Genomic DNA, 14,645 nt, shown 5'->3' with positions numbered 1-14,645 from the left:
GCCGTCGTGGTGACCTTCAGTCGGTGGTGACCTTCAGTCCGCGAGGGGCTTGACCCAGCGCCGCCACTGCTCCTCGGGCGCGTACCCGGCGGCCCGCCACGCATGCTGCGCCCGCTCGTTGCGCACCAGCACCATCGCGTCCCCGCGTCGCCCGCCGAGCCGTACGAAACGCTCCTCGGCGGCGCGGAGCAGAGCCGAGCCGACCCCCTGACGACGCCGGTCCGGGTGGACCGCCAGCCGGTACAGATGACACCGCCAGCCGTCGAAGCCCGCGATCACCGTGCCCACCAGCTCCCCGCCACGCTCGGCCAGGACCAGCGCCTCGGGATCACGGGCGACCAGCCGCTCCACGCCCTCCCGGTCGTCGCTGATGCTCGTCCCCTCGGCGGCCACCTTCCAGAAGGCCAGCACGGCGTCCAGGTCCTCGGGCCCCGCGGCCCGTATCCGCAGATCACTCATGTCGCGATCCCACCACGCGCCCCGGACGCCCGGACGGGAATTCCGGCATGCGGACCGTCAGCCGGCGCGCAACGCCCGCATCACCGGCGCGAAGGCCTCCATGTACGGCTCCAGCACGACCAGATAGGTGAACCCGTACCGCTCGCGCTGCGCCCGGACCTGCGCGGTGATCTCCTCCAGGGTCCCGGCCAGGAAGATGGGCAGCTCCAGCACCTGGTCGGCGGTCAGGTGCGGCACGTACTCCAGGAAGGGGCGGACGGCGGCCTCACGGTCCTCGGTGACGACGACCATCTGGATGAGCAGGTTCAGCTCCGCCGGCTCCTTGCGGTCCGCGGCCGACTCCCGGTACCGGGCCACGCGCTCGTCGAGCTCCTCGGCGGTGACGGGCGCCAACTGCCCCGTCGTACTGCCCCGCACCGTACGTCCGCCCGTGAACGCGGCGATGTCGGCGTGCCGGGCCGTCAGTTCCAGCATCCGGTCGCCGTTGGCCCCGATCAGCAGCGGCACCCCGGGCCGCTGCACGGGCCGCGGCCGGTGCTCCTCGTCACCGAGGAGCCGTTCCAGCTCCTCCACGGTGCGTCGCAGACGGTCGACCCGCTCGCCCGGCGTGCCGAACGGCAGCCCCGCCGCGTCGTGCTCGGCCCTTACGTAACCGGTGCCGAGGCCGAGCTCCAGTCGCCCGCCCGTCAGGGCGTCCGTGGTCGCCACCTCCCGGGCCAGCAGGGCCGGGTTCCAGAAGCCCGCGTTGAGCACGAAGGTGCCCAGCCGGGGCCGCTCGGTGACCCGGGCCGCCGCGACCAGCGCCGGGAACGGCGCCGGCATGCCGAGGTGGTCCGGGACCAGGATCACGTCGTAGCCGAGCTCCTCCGCGCGCCGGCACTTCGCACTCCACTCGTCGGCCGGGGCAGAGGTCATCAGGTTGACGCCGAAGCGGAACGGACGCGACATGAACTCTCCTCGCACGCAGGTGACTTCCGGCCCTCGTGGAGTCAACCACTCGTGCGCGACGCCCGCCAGTACTCTCCTGATCCACGTCCCGGCGCCGGAGCGTTCCCACGCGCGGTTCGCCTCGGCGGTCGCCTACGTCTGCGCCGCGGTCCCGGGCTCTCGCCAGGCCGTGCCGAGTACGCAGTACGACATCGGGAGCACAGGCCCGTTCTCCGGCATCATCACCCGCCGGTAGGGCCCCAGCGTGAATCCGGCCTCCCGCAGCGCGGCGACCGGCTCCCGGGAGACATGGCAGCCGCCGCTCAACGGCGGCCACAGTGTCCGGTCCAGTGCGCGCTGGGTGAAGTGCATCATGCGGCCGCCGCCCCGGCCGTGCTCGAAGAACCGAACCTCGCCGCCGGGCCGCAGCACCCGCCTCAGCTCCCCGAGCGCCCGCGGCACATCACGCACGCTGCACAGCACCAGCGAGACCACGGCCGCGTCGAAGGCCTCGCTCTTGACCGGCAGCGCCTCCGCCGCGCCCGGCGCCACGTCGACCGGCACCTCGGCGCGCACGGCCGCCTCCACGGCCAACTGCCGCAGCCCGCGCTCCGGTTCGATGGCCACGACCTCCGAGACGGTGCCGGGGTAGTGGGCGAAGTTCAGGCCGTTGCCGGCGCCGATCTCGATCACCCGCCCGGACAGCCCGGCGAGCAGCCGCTCACGCACGCGCCCCATGCCCATCCGGGTCTCGGCGCTCACACTGAACCGGGCGTAGTAACGGGCGAACAGCGGATGGTGCACGGCGTCCCGCGGCACCGCGCGGGTACGGGCCGATCGCAACGGCATGGGACCTCCCTCACGAGGTGGTGCCTTACCGCGATTGTCCCCCGTACCGCCCCCGCGCACGCCCCGACCGCCCCCCTTCGAGCCACGCGCCATGCCGGAAGCCGGAAGGCGGAAGGCGGCGGGCACGGTGGATCCGGCGCAGGTCCTGCCGCGGACGTGATCCGGGCGGTGCTCCGCGCCCCGCCCGGATCAGGCGCTCGGGGTGCCGTTCCTCCCGGTCAGGGGGCCTGCCGTGCGCGGAACGCGTCCGCGTCCCAGGTGCCGTCCAGCCGCGGGGCCAGCCAGTGCGGCGCCCTTGAACGGAAGGTGGCCGGCGTGAGGGACCCGGCCCCGGCTGGCAGGGCGCCGAGCAGGGGCGCCCCGGCGACCTCGGGGAGGTCCGCGAGGTTGCAGCGGGAGGCGAGGTCCGGGTCCTCGGGCCAGCTGCCGATCACCACGCCGGGCAGCTCCAGCCCCCGGGACCGCAGCTCACGCGCCGTCAGCTCCGTCGTGTTCAGCGTGCCCAGCCCCGCCGACGCCACCAGCAGCACCGGAGCGCCCAGCAGCCCGGCGACGTCCGCCAGTGTCCCGCCGGCCGCGTCGAAGCGTACGAGCAGTCCGCCCGCGCCCTCGACGAGCACCAGGTCGTGCTCGGTGGCCAGCTTGTCCGCGGCCTCCGCCACCTCCTCCGGGTGCACCGGAGTCCGCCCTGCCCGCCGTGCGGCCGTACCCGGCGCCAACGGTTCCGGATAGCGGGCCACTTCCGTCGCCGTCACGGCGCCCGCGAGACGCGCGACCTCCTGGGCGTCCCCGGCCTCGTCCGCCCGTACGCCCGTCTGCGCGGCCTTCAGGACGGCCACCGACCGGCCGGCCGCCAGTGCCGTCGCGGCGACGGCGGCGGTCGCGACCGTCTTGCCGACCTCCGTGCCCGTGCCCGTGATCACCAGTACCGGCATGTCATCCCTCCCGTGCCGCCGCGCACACCGCGCGGGCGATCCTCGCCACGTCCACGTCGTCCGTGACGTACGGCGGCATGGTGTAGACCAGGTCGCGGAACGGCCGCAGCCACACGCCCTCGCGCACCGCCGCCTCCGTCGCGGCCCGCATGTCGACGGCGTGGTCGAGCTGCACCACGCCGATCGCGCCCAGCACCCGTACGTCGCGCACGCCCGGCAGTTCGGCGGCGGGCGCGAGCCCGTCCCGCAGGCCCGCCTCGATCCGCTTGACCTCCGCGAGCCAGTCCTGGCCGAGCAACAGCCCGATCGAGGCGCACGCCACGGCCGCGGCCAGCGGATTGCCCATGAACGTCGGCCCGTGCGCGAGCACCGGCACCTCGCCCCGCGAGATGCCGTCGGCCACCCGCGACGTGCACAGCGTGGCCGCCATCGTCAGATAGCCGCCGGTCAGCGCCTTGCCCACGCACATCACGTCCGGCGTCACCGCCGCGTGCTCCGCCGCGAACAGCGCACCCGTACGCCCGAAGCCGGTCGCGATCTCGTCGAACACCAGCAGCACGTCGTGCGCGTCGCACGCCTCCCGCAGCACCCGCAGATACGCGGGGGAGTGGAAGCGCATCCCGCCCGCGCCCTGCACGACCGGCTCGACGATCACCGCGGCCAGTTCGTCCGCGTGACGTTCGATCAGCGCGCGCAGGTGATCGGCGTACGTCTCCTCGTACTCCGTCGGCGGCGCGTCGGCGAACAGCTGGCGGGGCAGCACCCCGCTCCACAGTTCGTGCATCCCGCCCTCGGGGTCGCACACCGACATGGGCTGCCAGGTGTCACCGTGGTAGCCGCCGCGCCAGGTCAGCAGGCGCCGCTTGCCGGGACGGCCCAGCGAGCGCCAGTACTGCAGGCACATCTTGACGGCGACCTCCACCGACACCGACCCGGAGTCGGCGAGGAACACGTGCTCCAGGCCCTCCGGCGAGATGTCGACAAGGAGCTTCGCCAGCCGTACGGCGGGTTCGTGGGTGAGCCCGCCGAACATCACGTGGCTCATCCGCCCCAGCTGTTCGCGGGCGGCCTCGTTCAGCACCGGGTGGTTGTAGCCGTGGATCGCCGACCACCAGGACGACATCCCGTCGACGAGTTCCCCCGAGCCGTCGGCCGGTCGCAGCCGCACCCCGCTCGCCGACTCCACGACGAGCGGGTCCTGCCGCCCGGGCATCGGGCCGTACGGATGCCAGACGTGCCGCCGGTCGAGTGCCAGCAGCTCCTCCACCGTCAGCTCGTCCACTCCCGGCCCGGCCGCCGTCCCCGCGGGCTCAGGCATTGGGTGCGAGGTCCGTTCCGGCACCGCGGCGGCGTACGGCGACCAGGTCGGTACGGGGTTCACCGGCCGCCACCGGCTCCGCGGCCGGCTTCGAACCGCAGGCCCCCGCGGCCGGAGCGGGCCCGCAGACCCCGCCGCCCTCGTGCGATCCGCAACCGCCCCCTTCGTGCGATCCGCAACCGCCGCCCTGGGCCGTCGACCGGTGCTCCGGCAGGGTCACCTGGTCGGTGCCCTCCACCTCGAACCCGGCGTCCGCGATCATCTCCAGGTCGGCCTTGCCCGCCTGGCCCTCGCTGGTGAGGTAGTCGCCGAGGAAGATCGAGTTGGCCAGGTGCAGGGCCAGCGGCTGCATCGAGCGCAGGTGCACCTCGCGGCCCCCGGCGATCCGCACCTCGACGTCCGGGCAGACGAACCGCGTCATCGCCAGGATGCGCAGGCAGCGCTGCGGGGTGAGGTTCCACTCCTTCGCCAGCGGCGTGCCCTCGAACGGGATCAGGAAGTTGACCGGCACCGAGTCCGGGTCCAGCTCGCGCAGCGAGAAGACCACGTCGACCAGGTCCTCGTCGCTCTCGCCCATGCCCGCGATCAGCCCCGAGCAGGCGGACAGCCCCGCCGCGTGCGCCTTGTTCACCGTGTCCACCCGGTCGGCGTACGTGTGGGTGGTCGTGATGTCGCCGTACGTCGACTCGGACGTGTTGAGGTTGTGGTTGTAGGCGTCGGCGCCCGCCTCGCGCAGCCGCTCCGCCTGGCCGTCGGAGAGCAGCCCCAGACAGGCGCACACCTCGACGCTCTCGTTCTGCTCCTTGATGGCCCTGATGGTGTCCGAGACCCGGTCCACGTCCCGGTCGGTCGGACCGCGGCCACTGGCCACCAGGCACACCCGCTTGGCGCCCCCGGACACACCCGCGGCGGCGGCCTCGGAGGCCTGGTCGGGCTTGAGCCAGGTGTACTTGAGGATCTCGGCCTTGGAGCCGAGCCGCTGCGAGCAGTAGGAGCAGTCCTCGGGACACAGGCCCGACTTCAGGTTGACGAGATAGTTGAGCTTCACCCGTCGGCCGAACCAGTGGCGGCGCACCTTGCCTGCCGCGGCCACCACATCGAGCACGTCGTCGTCGGAAGTGGCGAGGACGGCAAGCGCCTCCTCGCGGGTCGGCGACTCGCGCCGAAGCCCCTTGTCCACCAGCGTGTTCAGCAGGTCCATGAGAGCTGATCCTGTCCTAAGGGGCCGTCCCGGGCCAAGGAGACTTCGCACAACCCTGGCAGTTCACCGTGTGGGTATTGCCACACCTCGGGCGGCCGACGGTGCCGCTAGTGTCTGTCCACTGCCTACAAAACGAGAGGACCGCCCATGGCGTTCGGCTGGATCGACGAGCAGGCGGAACTGCGCCGCCGGGCCGGACTCGTGCGGACGCTGCGCCCCCGTCCGGCCGACTCGCCGCTGCTGGACCTGGCGAGCAACGACTACCTCGGACTGGCCCGGCACCCGGAGGTCACCGAGGGCGCCGTCCGGGCGGCCCGGACCTGGGGGGCCGGAGCGACGGGCTCCCGGCTGGTGACCGGCACCACCGGGCTGCACGCCGCGCTCGAACGCGAACTGGCCGCCTTCTGCGGCTTCGAGGCGGCACTGGTCTTCTCCTCCGGCTACGCGGCCAACCTCGCCGCGGTCACCGCGCTCGCGCCGCACGGCACCCTCGTCGTCTCCGACGCGGGCAACCACGCCTCGCTGATCGACGGCTGCCGGCTGGCCCGCGGCACGACCCAGGTCGCGGCGCACGCCGATCCGGAGGCCGTCCGCAAGGCCCTGGCGACGCACGACGGTCCCGCCGTCGCCGTCTCCGACACGGTCTTCTCCGTCGACGGCGACGCCGCCCCCCTGGCTGCGCTCGCCGCCGCCTGCCGGGAGCACGGCGCCGGGCTGGTCGTCGACGACGCCCACGGCCTGGGCGTGCTCGGCGAGGGCGGCCGGGGCGCCCCGCACGCCGCGGGGCTCGCGGGCGCCGGGGACGTCGTCGTGACGGTCACCCTGTCCAAGTCGCTCGGCAGTCAGGGCGGCGCCGTGCTGGGCCCCGCCCGGGTGATCGACCACCTGGTCAACGCGGCCCGGACGTTCATCTTCGACACAGGTCTCGCCCCGGCGGCGGCGGGCTCGGCCCTGGCGGCGCTCACCCTGCTGCGCCGCGAGCCGGAGCGCGCGGCGCGGGCCCGCCAGGTGGCGGCCGAACTGCACGCCCGCCTCACCGACCTGGGGCTGGAGGCGGTACGTCCCGACGCCGCGGTCGTCTCCGTGCGCGCGCCCTCCCCGGAGAAGGCCCTGCGGTGGGCGGCCGACTGCCGGGCGGCCGGCCTGTCCGTGGGCTGCTTCCGTCCTCCTTCCGTGCCCGACGGCATCTCACGGCTCAGGCTGACCGCGCGTGCGGACCTCTCCGGGGATCAGATCGAACGCGCCGTACGGGTGATCGGCGCAACGCGACCCTGAGGCGATGCGCGACCATGGGGCGCAACGCGAAACCGAGGCGATGCGCGACCATGAGTCGGCGTGACACGGCCGTGCGCCGCCCGGTGCCGCCCGGTGTCAGCGGCGGCGGATGCCGGCCGTGAACGACGCCCAGCTCTCGGGGGAGAAGAGCAGCGCGGGTCCGGCCGGGTTCTTGGAGTCGCGCACGGCGAGCAGTCCGGCCCAGCGGCCGGCCGCCGGACGGGCGGTCTCCACACAGTTGTTCGCTCCGGTGCTGTAGCTGCTGCGCAGCCAGCGCACCCCGAGAAGATCGGTACCGGCGGTGATGGTGGGGGGAATGGTGCCTGACATGGTGCCTCCTTACGCGCCTGCCGCTGTCGCGGCGATGAAGTCCAACGAGTCCTCGGGCGAAAGGGCATGGTTCACAAGGGCGTTGAAGGCCTCGGTGTAGGCCTCTAGGTCTTCTTTCCGTTCGAGATGCAGGCTACTCGTCAAGTGGTCGAGAACAACCACGTCGAGATCAGAAGTGCTCGAAAAGGAGAAGATTACGAAAGGGCCGGTGACACCGATGTGCGCCCCGGCGGCGAACGGCAGTACCCGGAGCCGGACATGGGGCAGCCGTGCCGCCTCCACCAGCCGGGCCAGCTGACGGGCCATGACCCCCGGTCCCCCCACCTCCCGGCGCAGCACCGCCTCGTCCAGGACCGCGCTCAGCTCCAGCGGGGGCTGCGTCCGCAGCACGTCCTGCCGGGCCAGCCGCACCTCCACCAGCGTGTCCAGCCGCTCCTCGGGCAGCCCGTCCACCGCGGCACGCGTCACCGCGCGGGCGTACTCGGGCGTCTGGAGCAGCCCGGGGACCACCGTGGTCTCCAGCGTGCGCATCGCGCTCGCCTGGGACTCCAGGCTGATGAAGTCCCGGTAGGTCGGCGGCAGCACCCCCCGGTAGGCGTGCCACCAGTGGTTGCGGCCGCCCGCGTCGTCGGAGCCCGCGAGCGTCTCCAGCAGCTCGCGCAGTTGGACGTCGTCCACACCGTAGGCATCCAGCAGTAACCGCACGTCGGCCGGTTTCGCCCCGCTCGTCCCGGTCTCGATGCGGCTGACCTTCGACTGGTGCCAGCCCACCAGCCGGGCCGCCTCGCCGCTGGTGATCCCCGCCGCCGTGCGCAGGGCGCGCAGTTCGGCGCCCAGCTTCCGGCGGCGCACCACGGGACCGTGCTGCATGCGCCCACTCCCTTACTCCCTATGAGCCACCCAAATACGCTCTGCCGTCGCAGAGTTCACCGCTTCGAGCGACAGATATATGCATATCTTGGTGGATCGCCGCCCTTCACGGCTCCGGTGGTGGCAGTCTGGCGGCGAAGCACCAGTCCGGGACCGTACTCGAACCATCCGCTCCGTGTCGGACCGCGGTCCCGTGGGAAAGGGACGACGTCGCCATGGCAGACCATCTGGAAGCATCCGTCACTCTGCCGAGCGATCCCGCCTCGGTGGCCGCCGCGCGTACCTATGTGGTCGGCACCCTGGCGGAGTGGGGCCTGCCGGCGGACGCCGACGTGTCCGACACCGTCCGGCTCATCGTCTCCGAACTGGCGACCAACGCGGTCCAGCACACGTTCGGACAGTCCCCCACCTTCACGGTGGACCTCGCGCTCGACCGCGACGAACGGCTGCGCATCGGGGTCACCGACAGCCATCCCCGCTTCCCCAAGCGCCTGCCCGCCGCCGTGCAGCAGGACAACGGCCGGGGCATGGTGATCATCCGCTGGCTGACGGCGGAGTGCGGCGGCAGGCTGAGGGTCAGGCCCACGCGCGAGGGCGGCAAGACCGTCTCCATCGAACTGCCCTGGACGCCCCCGGTCGCGCCGGCGACGCCCGAGCCGGTCACCGCCGTGGGGCCGGTCGTGGCAGGCCAGGAGCCCCCGCGGTGAGGCGCACGCAACGGCACCCGGGCCGGTGACGGCGCGGTCGGGGCGCCGTCACCCGCCCTGGCCTGCTACCTGACCCGGCCGTACCAGACGTTGCCGGTCCAGATCTTCTGCAGGCGCACCACGTCCCCGGTCTTCGGGGCGTGCCAGATCCTGCCCTTCCCGGCGTAGATGCCGACGTGGTAGACGCTGCGGCCCGAGTGGAAGAACACCAGGTCCCCGGCCCTGCGGCTCTTGGCGGAGATGTGCCGGGTGTTGTTGTACTGCTGGGCCGCGGTGCGCGGCAGCTTCTTGCCGGCCTTCTTGAACGAGTAGAGCGTCAGCCCCGAGCAGTCGAACCTGTACGGACCGGTGGCGCCCCACTGGTACGGAGCGCCCCTCTTGGAGGCCGCGATCTTGAGAGCCTTGGTCGCGGAGGCGGCCGCCGCCGCTTCGGATGCGGCGCCGGGGACCACTACGGAGCCGCCCACGGCGGCGAGGGTGAGGGCGGAGGCCGTACCGGCACGGGCCATCAGGGACGGGACACGATTGAGCGCAGACATGCGCAACCCTTCGTCAGCCGCCTGTGAAGGATGACCTGTCGGATTCGGGCTGGCGAAGTTGCCCGGCCGCACGAGTGCGGCTTCACCCCAAGGGCTGCTCGGTCCGGCGTCCTCCTCGCGGGAGGCGAACCGTTCCGGCGACCCGTAGTGCTCGGGTCCTCCACTCCTGCCGATCCACTCCTGTCGACCGGTCGTCCGGGCGGCGGCAGGACTCGGCGTCCGCCCGGACCGCCCCGCCGCTGCGGCGGGGGCTTGTCGTCAGTCACGGATCTTGTCTCGCCCGGTGGGAAAAGCCCAACGGAACGTGCCCTTTGTGTTGTTACTCACCACTCATCCGTTCGGGTGGACGCCCCTGCGTTCGAGCCTCCGTCGAGCGCGTCGACGACCCCCGGACCAGCGGCGGAACAGCTCGTTCCGCCGTTTGGGCAGGCGCCTTGCGCAAGTTCGGCCGGTCGGAAATCGGAGGTGTTCCTACGCCGAAAGGGGGTACGCCGTTTGGTGCGTTTCGGATCCCCGGCGCCTCAACTGCCGGAACACGGCGGAAGACCGACCCGCGCCGTCCGTCGCTCACCGTCCAGCACCCGCAGGGCGCGGGCCAGGGTGGCGGCGTGCAGCTCCGTCTCGCCGCGCCGGTGCATCACCGTCAGTGCGTCGCGCAGCGCGGTAGCTTTGCCGACCAGTGTCTGGGCGGCGCGCAGCCCGCGGTAGGTGTCGCCGTCCAGCGCGGGGTTGATGCGCCCGAGCAGGTCCACGACGTCCAGGTAGCAGTCGATCAGGTCGGCCTCCGCACGGGTGAGGGCGGGCAGCGGTGGGAGTTCCGGTGGCAGCATCGGCGGCTCACCTCGCCCCGGAGGGCGGGAGGGAGGCCCTCCGGCCGGGCACGATCCGGTCCACCAGGCCGTACTCGAGCGCCTGTTGCGCGTCCAGGATCGTGTCCCGCTCGACGTCGGCCCTCACCTGCTCGGGGGTGCGCCCCGTGTGCCGTACGAGGATCTCCTCCAGGCGGGCGCGGACGCGGGTCAACTCGTCGGCCCGAACGGTCAGATCGCTCGCCTGTCCCTGCACCGGTTCGGTGAGCACCGGCTGATGGAGCGTCACCCGTGCGCCCGGCAGTACGGCTCGCTTGCCGGGGGTGCCCGCGGCCAGCAGGACCGCGGCGGGCGAACCGGCCTGTCCCAGGCAGGTCGTCTCCACGTCGCAGGCGACGTGGCGCATCGTGTCGTAGATCGCCGTCATGGCGGTGAAGGAGCCGCCCGGCGAGTTGATGTAGAGCGCGATGTCGCGGTCCGGCGCCTGGTGCTCCAGGTGGATGAACTGCGCCATCACGTCGTTCGCGGAGGTCTCGTCGACCGGTGTCCCGAGGAAGACGATCCGCTCCTCCAGCAGCTTCGCGTACGGGTCCGTCGTCCGGGACCCGGCACTCGTGCGCTCGGTGAACTCGGGCAGGACATGACGGGCGGACGGTCGGATCATGGTGAACCCTCCTCGTGGCGGAACCGTCGTGGAGTGCACGCTCCCTCCGTACAAAATGTACAGGACGTACGATGAGTCGGGCCGGGTGTCGAGCGTTCGCCGGCAGCGGAAGGGGTCGCCCGCGAACCGTAAGCTTGAGGTCATGGCCTACGAGATTCCGGTGACGCAAGCCAGGGCTGAGCTCGCCGACCTGATCAACCGGGTGGTGTACGGCGGTGAACGCGTCGTCGTGACGCGGCACGGCAAGCCTCTCGTCGCCCTCGTCTCCGCAGCCGACCTCGAGCGCCTGGAGGACCTCCAGGAGCCGTCGGGGGACCAGGTGGCCACCGCGGTCTCGCGTGTGCGCGACACCGCCGCCTCCGCGCCCCGCGAGCACCGCCGCTTCGGCATCGCGGCCGAGCACCGGGGGCCGGACCCGTCGTAAGTCCGGTCGTCGGCCGCGGCGCCCCACGGATCGGTAATCAGTCGGTCAAATCCAGGTGACGTGCCCGAAACACTTCGGCCCTACTCTCCACCCGTCCACCTGCGGTTTTCGAGCACCGGCGCGTGCATTTCCGGCGCATTCATGTGTGTTACATCTATAGCCGTCGCGGTGGCCGCGGCAGCCGGACCGCCCGGTCCCGGCGTGATGTCCTGTGAGGTGGTAAGTGCAGCTGACCCCGCACGAGCAGGAGAGACTGCTCATTCATGTGGCCGCGGACGTGGCGGAGAAGCGCCGCGCACGGGGTGTGAAGCTCAACCATCCCGAGGCCGTCGCGCTGATCACCGCGCACATCCTCGAAGGCGCCCGCGACGGTCGTACGGTCAGTGAACTCATGGCCTCCGGTCGCAAGCTGCTCCAGCGCGACGAGGTCATGGAGGGCATCCCCGAGATGATCCACGACGTGCAGGTCGAGGCCACCTTCCCCGACGGCACCAAGCTGGTCACCGTCCACGATCCGATCATCTGACGGGGACGGCAGCCATGATTCCCGGAGAGATCCTCTTCGCCGCCGAGCCGGTCGCCTTCAACGAAGGACGCCCGAGCGTCCGCCTGACCGTGCTCAACACCGCCGACCGGCCCGTCCAGGTCGGCTCCCACTACCACTTCGCCGAGGCCAACCCGGGGCTCGACTTCGACCGCGCCGCGGCTCGCGGCAGGCGGCTGAACATCGCCGCAGGCACCGCCGTCCGCTTCGAGCCCGGCATCCCGGTCGACGTGGAGCTCGTCCCCCTCGCGGGTGCCCGTGTCGTCGTGGGTCTGCGCGGTGCGACCGGAGGTGCCCTCGATGCCTGAACTGTCCCGCGCCGCCTACGCCGACCTGTTCGGCCCGACCACCGGTGACCGCATCCGCCTCGCCGACACCGACCTGCTCGTCGAGATCGAGGAGGACCGCTGCGGCGGCCCCGGCCGCTCCGGCGACGAGGCCGTCTTCGGCGGCGGCAAGGTGCTGCGCGAGTCCATGGGCCAGTCCCGCGCCACCCGCGCCGAGGGCGCGCCCGACACCGTCGTCACCGGCGCCGTGATCATCGACCACTGGGGTGTCGTCAAGGCCGACATCGGCATCCGCGACGGGCGCATCACCGGCATCGGCAAGTCCGGCAACCCGGACACCATGGACGGCGTCCACCCCGACCTCGTCATCGGCCCCGAGACCGAGGTCATCGCCGGCAACGGCAGGATCGTCACCGCGGGCGGCATCGACACCCACGTGCACTTCATCGCACCGGGCGCCGTCGACGAAGCGCTGGCGTCCGGCATCACCACCCTCATCGGCGGCGGCACGGGCCCCGCCGAGGGCAGCAAGGCGACCACCGTCACCCCGGGCTCCTGGCACCTCGCGCGGATGTTCGCGGCGCTGGAGTCGAGCCCCGTCAACATCGGGTTCCTGGGCAAGGGCAGCACCATGTCCAAGGAGTCCATGCGCGACCAGCTGCGGGCCGGCATCCTCGGCTTCAAGATCCACGAGGACTGGGGAGCGACCCCGGCGGTGATCTCCGCCTGCCTGGACGTGTGCGAGGAGTCAGGCGTCCAGCTCGCCGTCCACACCGACACGCTGAACGAGGCCGGCTTCGTCGGCGACACCTTCGACGCCGTGGCCGGCCGCACCCTGCACGCCTTCCACGTCGAGGGCGCCGGCGGCGGTCACGCGCCCGACATGATCACGGCGGTCTCGCTGCCCAACATGCTGCCGGCGTCCACCAACCCGACCCGGCCGCACACCGTCAACACCGTCGAGGAACACCTCGACATGCTGATGGTCTGCCACCACCTCAACCCCGCCGTCCCCGAGGACCTGGCCTTCGCCGAGTCCCGCATCCGGCCCAGCACCATCGCGGCCGAGGACATCCTGCACGACATGGGGGCGATCTCCATCATGGCGTCGGACGCCCAGGCCATGGGCCGCATCGGCGAGGTGATCATGCGCACCTGGCAGACCGCGCACGTGATGAAGCGGCGCCGCGGCTTCCTGCCCGGCGACACCCGGGCCGACAACCTGCGCGCCCGTCGCTATGTCGCCAAGTACACCATCAACCCCGCCGTCGCCCAGGGCATCGAGCACGAGGTCGGCTCCGTCGAGACCGGCAAGCTCGCCGACCTGGTGCTCTGGGACCCTCGGTTCTTCGGCGTGAAGCCCCAGGTCGTCCTCAAGGGCGGACAGATCGCATACGCGCAGATGGGCGACGCCAACGCCTCCATCCCCACCCCGCAGCCGGTCCTGCCGCGCCCGATGTTCGGCGCGCTCGGCACGGCGCCCGCCGGCAACTCGGTCGGCTTCGTGGCCGAGGCGGCCATCGAGGACGGGTTGCCGGAACGGCTCGGACTCGGCCGGGAATTGGTGCCCATCCGGTCGACCCGTGGCCGGACCAAGGCCGACATGCGGCAGAACGACGCCCTGCCGCGCGTCGAGGTCGCTGCTGACTCCTTCGCCGTGACCATCGACGGCGAGCTCGTCGAACCCGCACCCGTCGCCGAACTGCCGCTCGCCCAGCGGTACTTCCTGTTCTGAGCGCCGACATGAGCCGCGCAGCACTGCTCGTCCTCGCGGACGGCCGCTTCCCCGCCGGAGGGCACGCCCACTCCGGCGGGGCGGAGGCCGCCGTCCGGGCGGGACGCATCACCGACGCCGCGAGCCTGGAGGAGTTCTGCCGGGGACGGCTGCACACGAGCGGGGTCGTCGCGGCCTCCCTCGCGGCAGCCGCGGCCCTCGGCGTCGACCCCGGGGAGCTCGACCCGGCCGCGGACGCCCGTACGCCCTCGCCCGCCCTGCGGGTGGCGGCGCGCAGGCTCGGGCGGCAGCTGATGCGGGCCGCCCGGGCCACCTGGCCGCATCCCGAACTCGACGCGCTGGCCGCGCGGTTCCCCAAGGGTGCCCACCAGCCGGTCGTGCTCGGGCTCGCCGCCCGCGCGGCCGGGCTCGGGCCGCTGGACGCGGCGTACTGCTCCGCCTACGAGGGGGTGAGCGGGCCGGCGACGGCCGTCGTGCGGTTGCTCGCACTCGATCCGTTCGATGCGACGGGGGTGCTCGCGCGGCTCGCGGCCGAGGTGGACCGGGTGGCCCAGGACGCCGTGGACGCCGGGCGGGAGGCCGTGACCGGTGGGGTGGATGTGCTGCCTGCGCGGTCCGCGCCGTTGTTGGAGATCGGGGCGGAGGCGCATGCCGCTTGGGCTGTGCGGTTGTTCGCCTCGTAGGGGTTTCTCGCCCCCGCCGCCCCTTCCCGTTCCCGACCCCAGGGGCTCTGCCCCTTCGACCCCGCCGGGGGGCTTTGCCCCCGGGCCCC

The 14,645-nt window shown here is 72.5% G+C and carries 18 protein-coding genes and 1 riboswitch; of the genes, 7 read left to right on the top strand and 11 right to left on the bottom strand.

The window, feature by feature from the left end:
• Nucleotides 1-33: 33 nt before the first annotated feature.
• The 6 genes from ACIGO6_RS28360 to bioB form a co-directional block, all read right to left on the bottom strand.
• Nucleotides 34-459, bottom strand: a complete 426-nt coding sequence (locus tag ACIGO6_RS28360) for a GNAT family N-acetyltransferase (protein WP_399881170.1) — start codon at nt 457-459, stop codon at nt 34-36.
• Nucleotides 460-516: 57 nt separating this feature from the next.
• Entirely contained in the window at nt 517-1,407 is an 891-nt protein-coding gene (locus ACIGO6_RS28355; protein ID WP_399881168.1) for an LLM class F420-dependent oxidoreductase, read from the bottom strand.
• 132 nt (nt 1,408-1,539) lie between these two features.
• Nucleotides 1,540-2,235: a class I SAM-dependent methyltransferase gene (locus ACIGO6_RS28350; RefSeq protein ID WP_399881166.1), complete on the bottom strand. Its 696-nt coding sequence runs from the start codon at nt 2,233-2,235 to the stop codon at nt 1,540-1,542.
• 218 nt (nt 2,236-2,453) lie between these two features.
• Complete coding sequence (gene bioD / locus ACIGO6_RS28345; protein WP_399881164.1) at nt 2,454-3,170, bottom strand: dethiobiotin synthase; 717 nt, start codon at nt 3,168-3,170, stop codon at nt 2,454-2,456.
• A 1-nt stretch (nt 3,171) separates the two neighbouring features.
• Nucleotides 3,172-4,488, bottom strand: a complete 1,317-nt coding sequence (locus ACIGO6_RS28340) for an adenosylmethionine--8-amino-7-oxononanoate transaminase (protein WP_399881162.1) — start codon at nt 4,486-4,488, stop codon at nt 3,172-3,174.
• On the bottom strand, nt 4,481-5,689 hold the full coding sequence (bioB, locus tag ACIGO6_RS28335) for a biotin synthase BioB (RefSeq protein WP_399881160.1): 1,209 nt from the start codon (nt 5,687-5,689) through the stop codon (nt 4,481-4,483). The genes ACIGO6_RS28340 and bioB overlap by 8 nt, the downstream gene beginning before the upstream one ends.
• 147 nt (nt 5,690-5,836) lie before the next feature.
• On the opposite strand from bioB, the gene ACIGO6_RS28330 reads away from it, so the two are divergent.
• Nucleotides 5,837-6,964 (top strand): 8-amino-7-oxononanoate synthase, encoded by a 1,128-nt coding sequence (locus ACIGO6_RS28330; RefSeq protein WP_399881158.1) that lies wholly within the window; start codon nt 5,837-5,839, stop codon nt 6,962-6,964.
• A gap of 96 nt (nt 6,965-7,060) precedes the next feature.
• Here ACIGO6_RS28330 and ACIGO6_RS28325 read toward each other — a convergent pair whose 3' ends face one another.
• Nucleotides 7,061-7,294: a DUF397 domain-containing protein gene (locus ACIGO6_RS28325; protein ID WP_399881156.1), complete on the bottom strand. Its 234-nt coding sequence runs from the start codon at nt 7,292-7,294 to the stop codon at nt 7,061-7,063.
• A gap of 9 nt (nt 7,295-7,303) precedes the next feature.
• On the bottom strand, nt 7,304-8,164 hold the full coding sequence (locus ACIGO6_RS28320; protein ID WP_399881154.1) for a helix-turn-helix domain-containing protein: 861 nt from the start codon (nt 8,162-8,164) through the stop codon (nt 7,304-7,306).
• A 215-nt stretch (nt 8,165-8,379) separates the two neighbouring features.
• Here ACIGO6_RS28320 and ACIGO6_RS28315 point away from each other — a divergent pair, with 215 nt between their 5' ends.
• Nucleotides 8,380-8,871, top strand: coding sequence for an ATP-binding protein (locus ACIGO6_RS28315; protein WP_399881152.1), 492 nt, complete (start codon nt 8,380-8,382; stop codon nt 8,869-8,871).
• A gap of 65 nt (nt 8,872-8,936) precedes the next feature.
• On the opposite strand, the gene ACIGO6_RS28310 is transcribed toward ACIGO6_RS28315, so the two are convergent.
• The 3 genes from ACIGO6_RS28310 to ACIGO6_RS28300 all read right to left on the bottom strand — a co-directional run bounded on the left by ACIGO6_RS28310 (nt 8,937) and on the right by ACIGO6_RS28300 (nt 10,883).
• Nucleotides 8,937-9,410: a C40 family peptidase gene (locus tag ACIGO6_RS28310; protein WP_399881150.1), complete on the bottom strand. Its 474-nt coding sequence runs from the start codon at nt 9,408-9,410 to the stop codon at nt 8,937-8,939.
• A gap of 3 nt (nt 9,411-9,413) precedes the next feature.
• Nucleotides 9,414-9,560, bottom strand: a riboswitch (cyclic di-AMP (ydaO/yuaA leader).
• 371 nt (nt 9,561-9,931) lie between these two features.
• Nucleotides 9,932-10,240 (bottom strand): hypothetical protein, encoded by a 309-nt coding sequence (locus ACIGO6_RS28305; protein WP_399881148.1) that lies wholly within the window; start codon nt 10,238-10,240, stop codon nt 9,932-9,934.
• Nucleotides 10,241-10,247: 7 nt separating this feature from the next.
• A complete protein-coding gene (locus ACIGO6_RS28300) occupies nt 10,248-10,883 on the bottom strand; it encodes an ATP-dependent Clp protease proteolytic subunit (protein ID WP_399881146.1) in 636 nt (211 codons plus the stop codon).
• Between the two features lie 142 nt (nt 10,884-11,025).
• Between ACIGO6_RS28300 and ACIGO6_RS28295 the strand changes: the two genes are divergently transcribed.
• The 5 genes from ACIGO6_RS28295 to ACIGO6_RS28275 all read left to right on the top strand — a co-directional run bounded on the left by ACIGO6_RS28295 (nt 11,026) and on the right by ACIGO6_RS28275 (nt 14,556).
• Nucleotides 11,026-11,307, top strand: coding sequence for a type II toxin-antitoxin system Phd/YefM family antitoxin (locus ACIGO6_RS28295; protein WP_399881144.1), 282 nt, complete (start codon nt 11,026-11,028; stop codon nt 11,305-11,307).
• A gap of 223 nt (nt 11,308-11,530) precedes the next feature.
• On the top strand, nt 11,531-11,833 hold the full coding sequence (locus ACIGO6_RS28290) for an urease subunit gamma (RefSeq protein ID WP_399881142.1): 303 nt from the start codon (nt 11,531-11,533) through the stop codon (nt 11,831-11,833).
• A gap of 14 nt (nt 11,834-11,847) precedes the next feature.
• Nucleotides 11,848-12,159: an urease subunit beta gene (locus ACIGO6_RS28285; RefSeq protein WP_399881140.1), complete on the top strand. Its 312-nt coding sequence runs from the start codon at nt 11,848-11,850 to the stop codon at nt 12,157-12,159.
• Entirely contained in the window at nt 12,152-13,873 is a 1,722-nt protein-coding gene (locus tag ACIGO6_RS28280) for an urease subunit alpha (RefSeq protein WP_399881138.1), read from the top strand. Before ACIGO6_RS28285 ends, ACIGO6_RS28280 begins: the two co-directional genes overlap by 8 nt.
• An 8-nt stretch (nt 13,874-13,881) precedes the next feature.
• Nucleotides 13,882-14,556 (top strand): urease accessory protein UreF, encoded by a 675-nt coding sequence (locus ACIGO6_RS28275; protein ID WP_399881136.1) that lies wholly within the window; start codon nt 13,882-13,884, stop codon nt 14,554-14,556.
• Nucleotides 14,557-14,645 lie beyond the last annotated feature (89 nt).

This window comes from Streptomyces sp. NPDC053750, from assembly GCF_044544295.1.
GTDB lineage: Bacteria > Actinomycetota > Actinomycetes > Streptomycetales > Streptomycetaceae > Streptomyces.
Note: the sequence above shows the minus strand (reverse complement) of the source record. Positions and strands in the feature narration are given on the sequence as shown.

What these genes read in the sequence shown, in the direction of transcription:
- ACIGO6_RS28360 (WP_399881170.1), bottom strand. Translation starts at nt 459, where the DNA reads ATGAGTGATCTGCGGATACGGGCCGCGGGGCCCGAGGACCTGGACGCC.
- ACIGO6_RS28355 (WP_399881168.1), bottom strand. Translation starts at nt 1,407, where the DNA reads ATGTCGCGTCCGTTCCGCTTCGGCGTCAACCTGATGACCTCTGCCCCG.
- ACIGO6_RS28350 (WP_399881166.1), bottom strand. Translation starts at nt 2,235, where the DNA reads ATGCCGTTGCGATCGGCCCGTACCCGCGCGGTGCCGCGGGACGCCGTG.
- bioD (WP_399881164.1), bottom strand. Translation starts at nt 3,170, where the DNA reads ATGCCGGTACTGGTGATCACGGGCACGGGCACGGAGGTCGGCAAGACG.
- ACIGO6_RS28340 (WP_399881162.1), bottom strand. Translation starts at nt 4,488, where the DNA reads ATGCCTGAGCCCGCGGGGACGGCGGCCGGGCCGGGAGTGGACGAGCTG.
- bioB (WP_399881160.1), bottom strand. Translation starts at nt 5,689, where the DNA reads ATGGACCTGCTGAACACGCTGGTGGACAAGGGGCTTCGGCGCGAGTCG.
- ACIGO6_RS28330 (WP_399881158.1), top strand. Translation starts at nt 5,837, where the DNA reads ATGGCGTTCGGCTGGATCGACGAGCAGGCGGAACTGCGCCGCCGGGCC.
- ACIGO6_RS28325 (WP_399881156.1), bottom strand. Translation starts at nt 7,294, where the DNA reads ATGTCAGGCACCATTCCCCCCACCATCACCGCCGGTACCGATCTTCTC.
- ACIGO6_RS28320 (WP_399881154.1), bottom strand. Translation starts at nt 8,164, where the DNA reads ATGCAGCACGGTCCCGTGGTGCGCCGCCGGAAGCTGGGCGCCGAACTG.
- ACIGO6_RS28315 (WP_399881152.1), top strand. Translation starts at nt 8,380, where the DNA reads ATGGCAGACCATCTGGAAGCATCCGTCACTCTGCCGAGCGATCCCGCC.
- ACIGO6_RS28310 (WP_399881150.1), bottom strand. Translation starts at nt 9,410, where the DNA reads ATGTCTGCGCTCAATCGTGTCCCGTCCCTGATGGCCCGTGCCGGTACG.
- ACIGO6_RS28305 (WP_399881148.1), bottom strand. Translation starts at nt 10,240, where the DNA reads ATGCTGCCACCGGAACTCCCACCGCTGCCCGCCCTCACCCGTGCGGAG.
- ACIGO6_RS28300 (WP_399881146.1), bottom strand. Translation starts at nt 10,883, where the DNA reads ATGATCCGACCGTCCGCCCGTCATGTCCTGCCCGAGTTCACCGAGCGC.
- ACIGO6_RS28295 (WP_399881144.1), top strand. Translation starts at nt 11,026, where the DNA reads ATGGCCTACGAGATTCCGGTGACGCAAGCCAGGGCTGAGCTCGCCGAC.
- ACIGO6_RS28285 (WP_399881140.1), top strand. Translation starts at nt 11,848, where the DNA reads ATGATTCCCGGAGAGATCCTCTTCGCCGCCGAGCCGGTCGCCTTCAAC.
- ACIGO6_RS28280 (WP_399881138.1), top strand. Translation starts at nt 12,152, where the DNA reads ATGCCTGAACTGTCCCGCGCCGCCTACGCCGACCTGTTCGGCCCGACC.
- ACIGO6_RS28275 (WP_399881136.1), top strand. Translation starts at nt 13,882, where the DNA reads ATGAGCCGCGCAGCACTGCTCGTCCTCGCGGACGGCCGCTTCCCCGCC.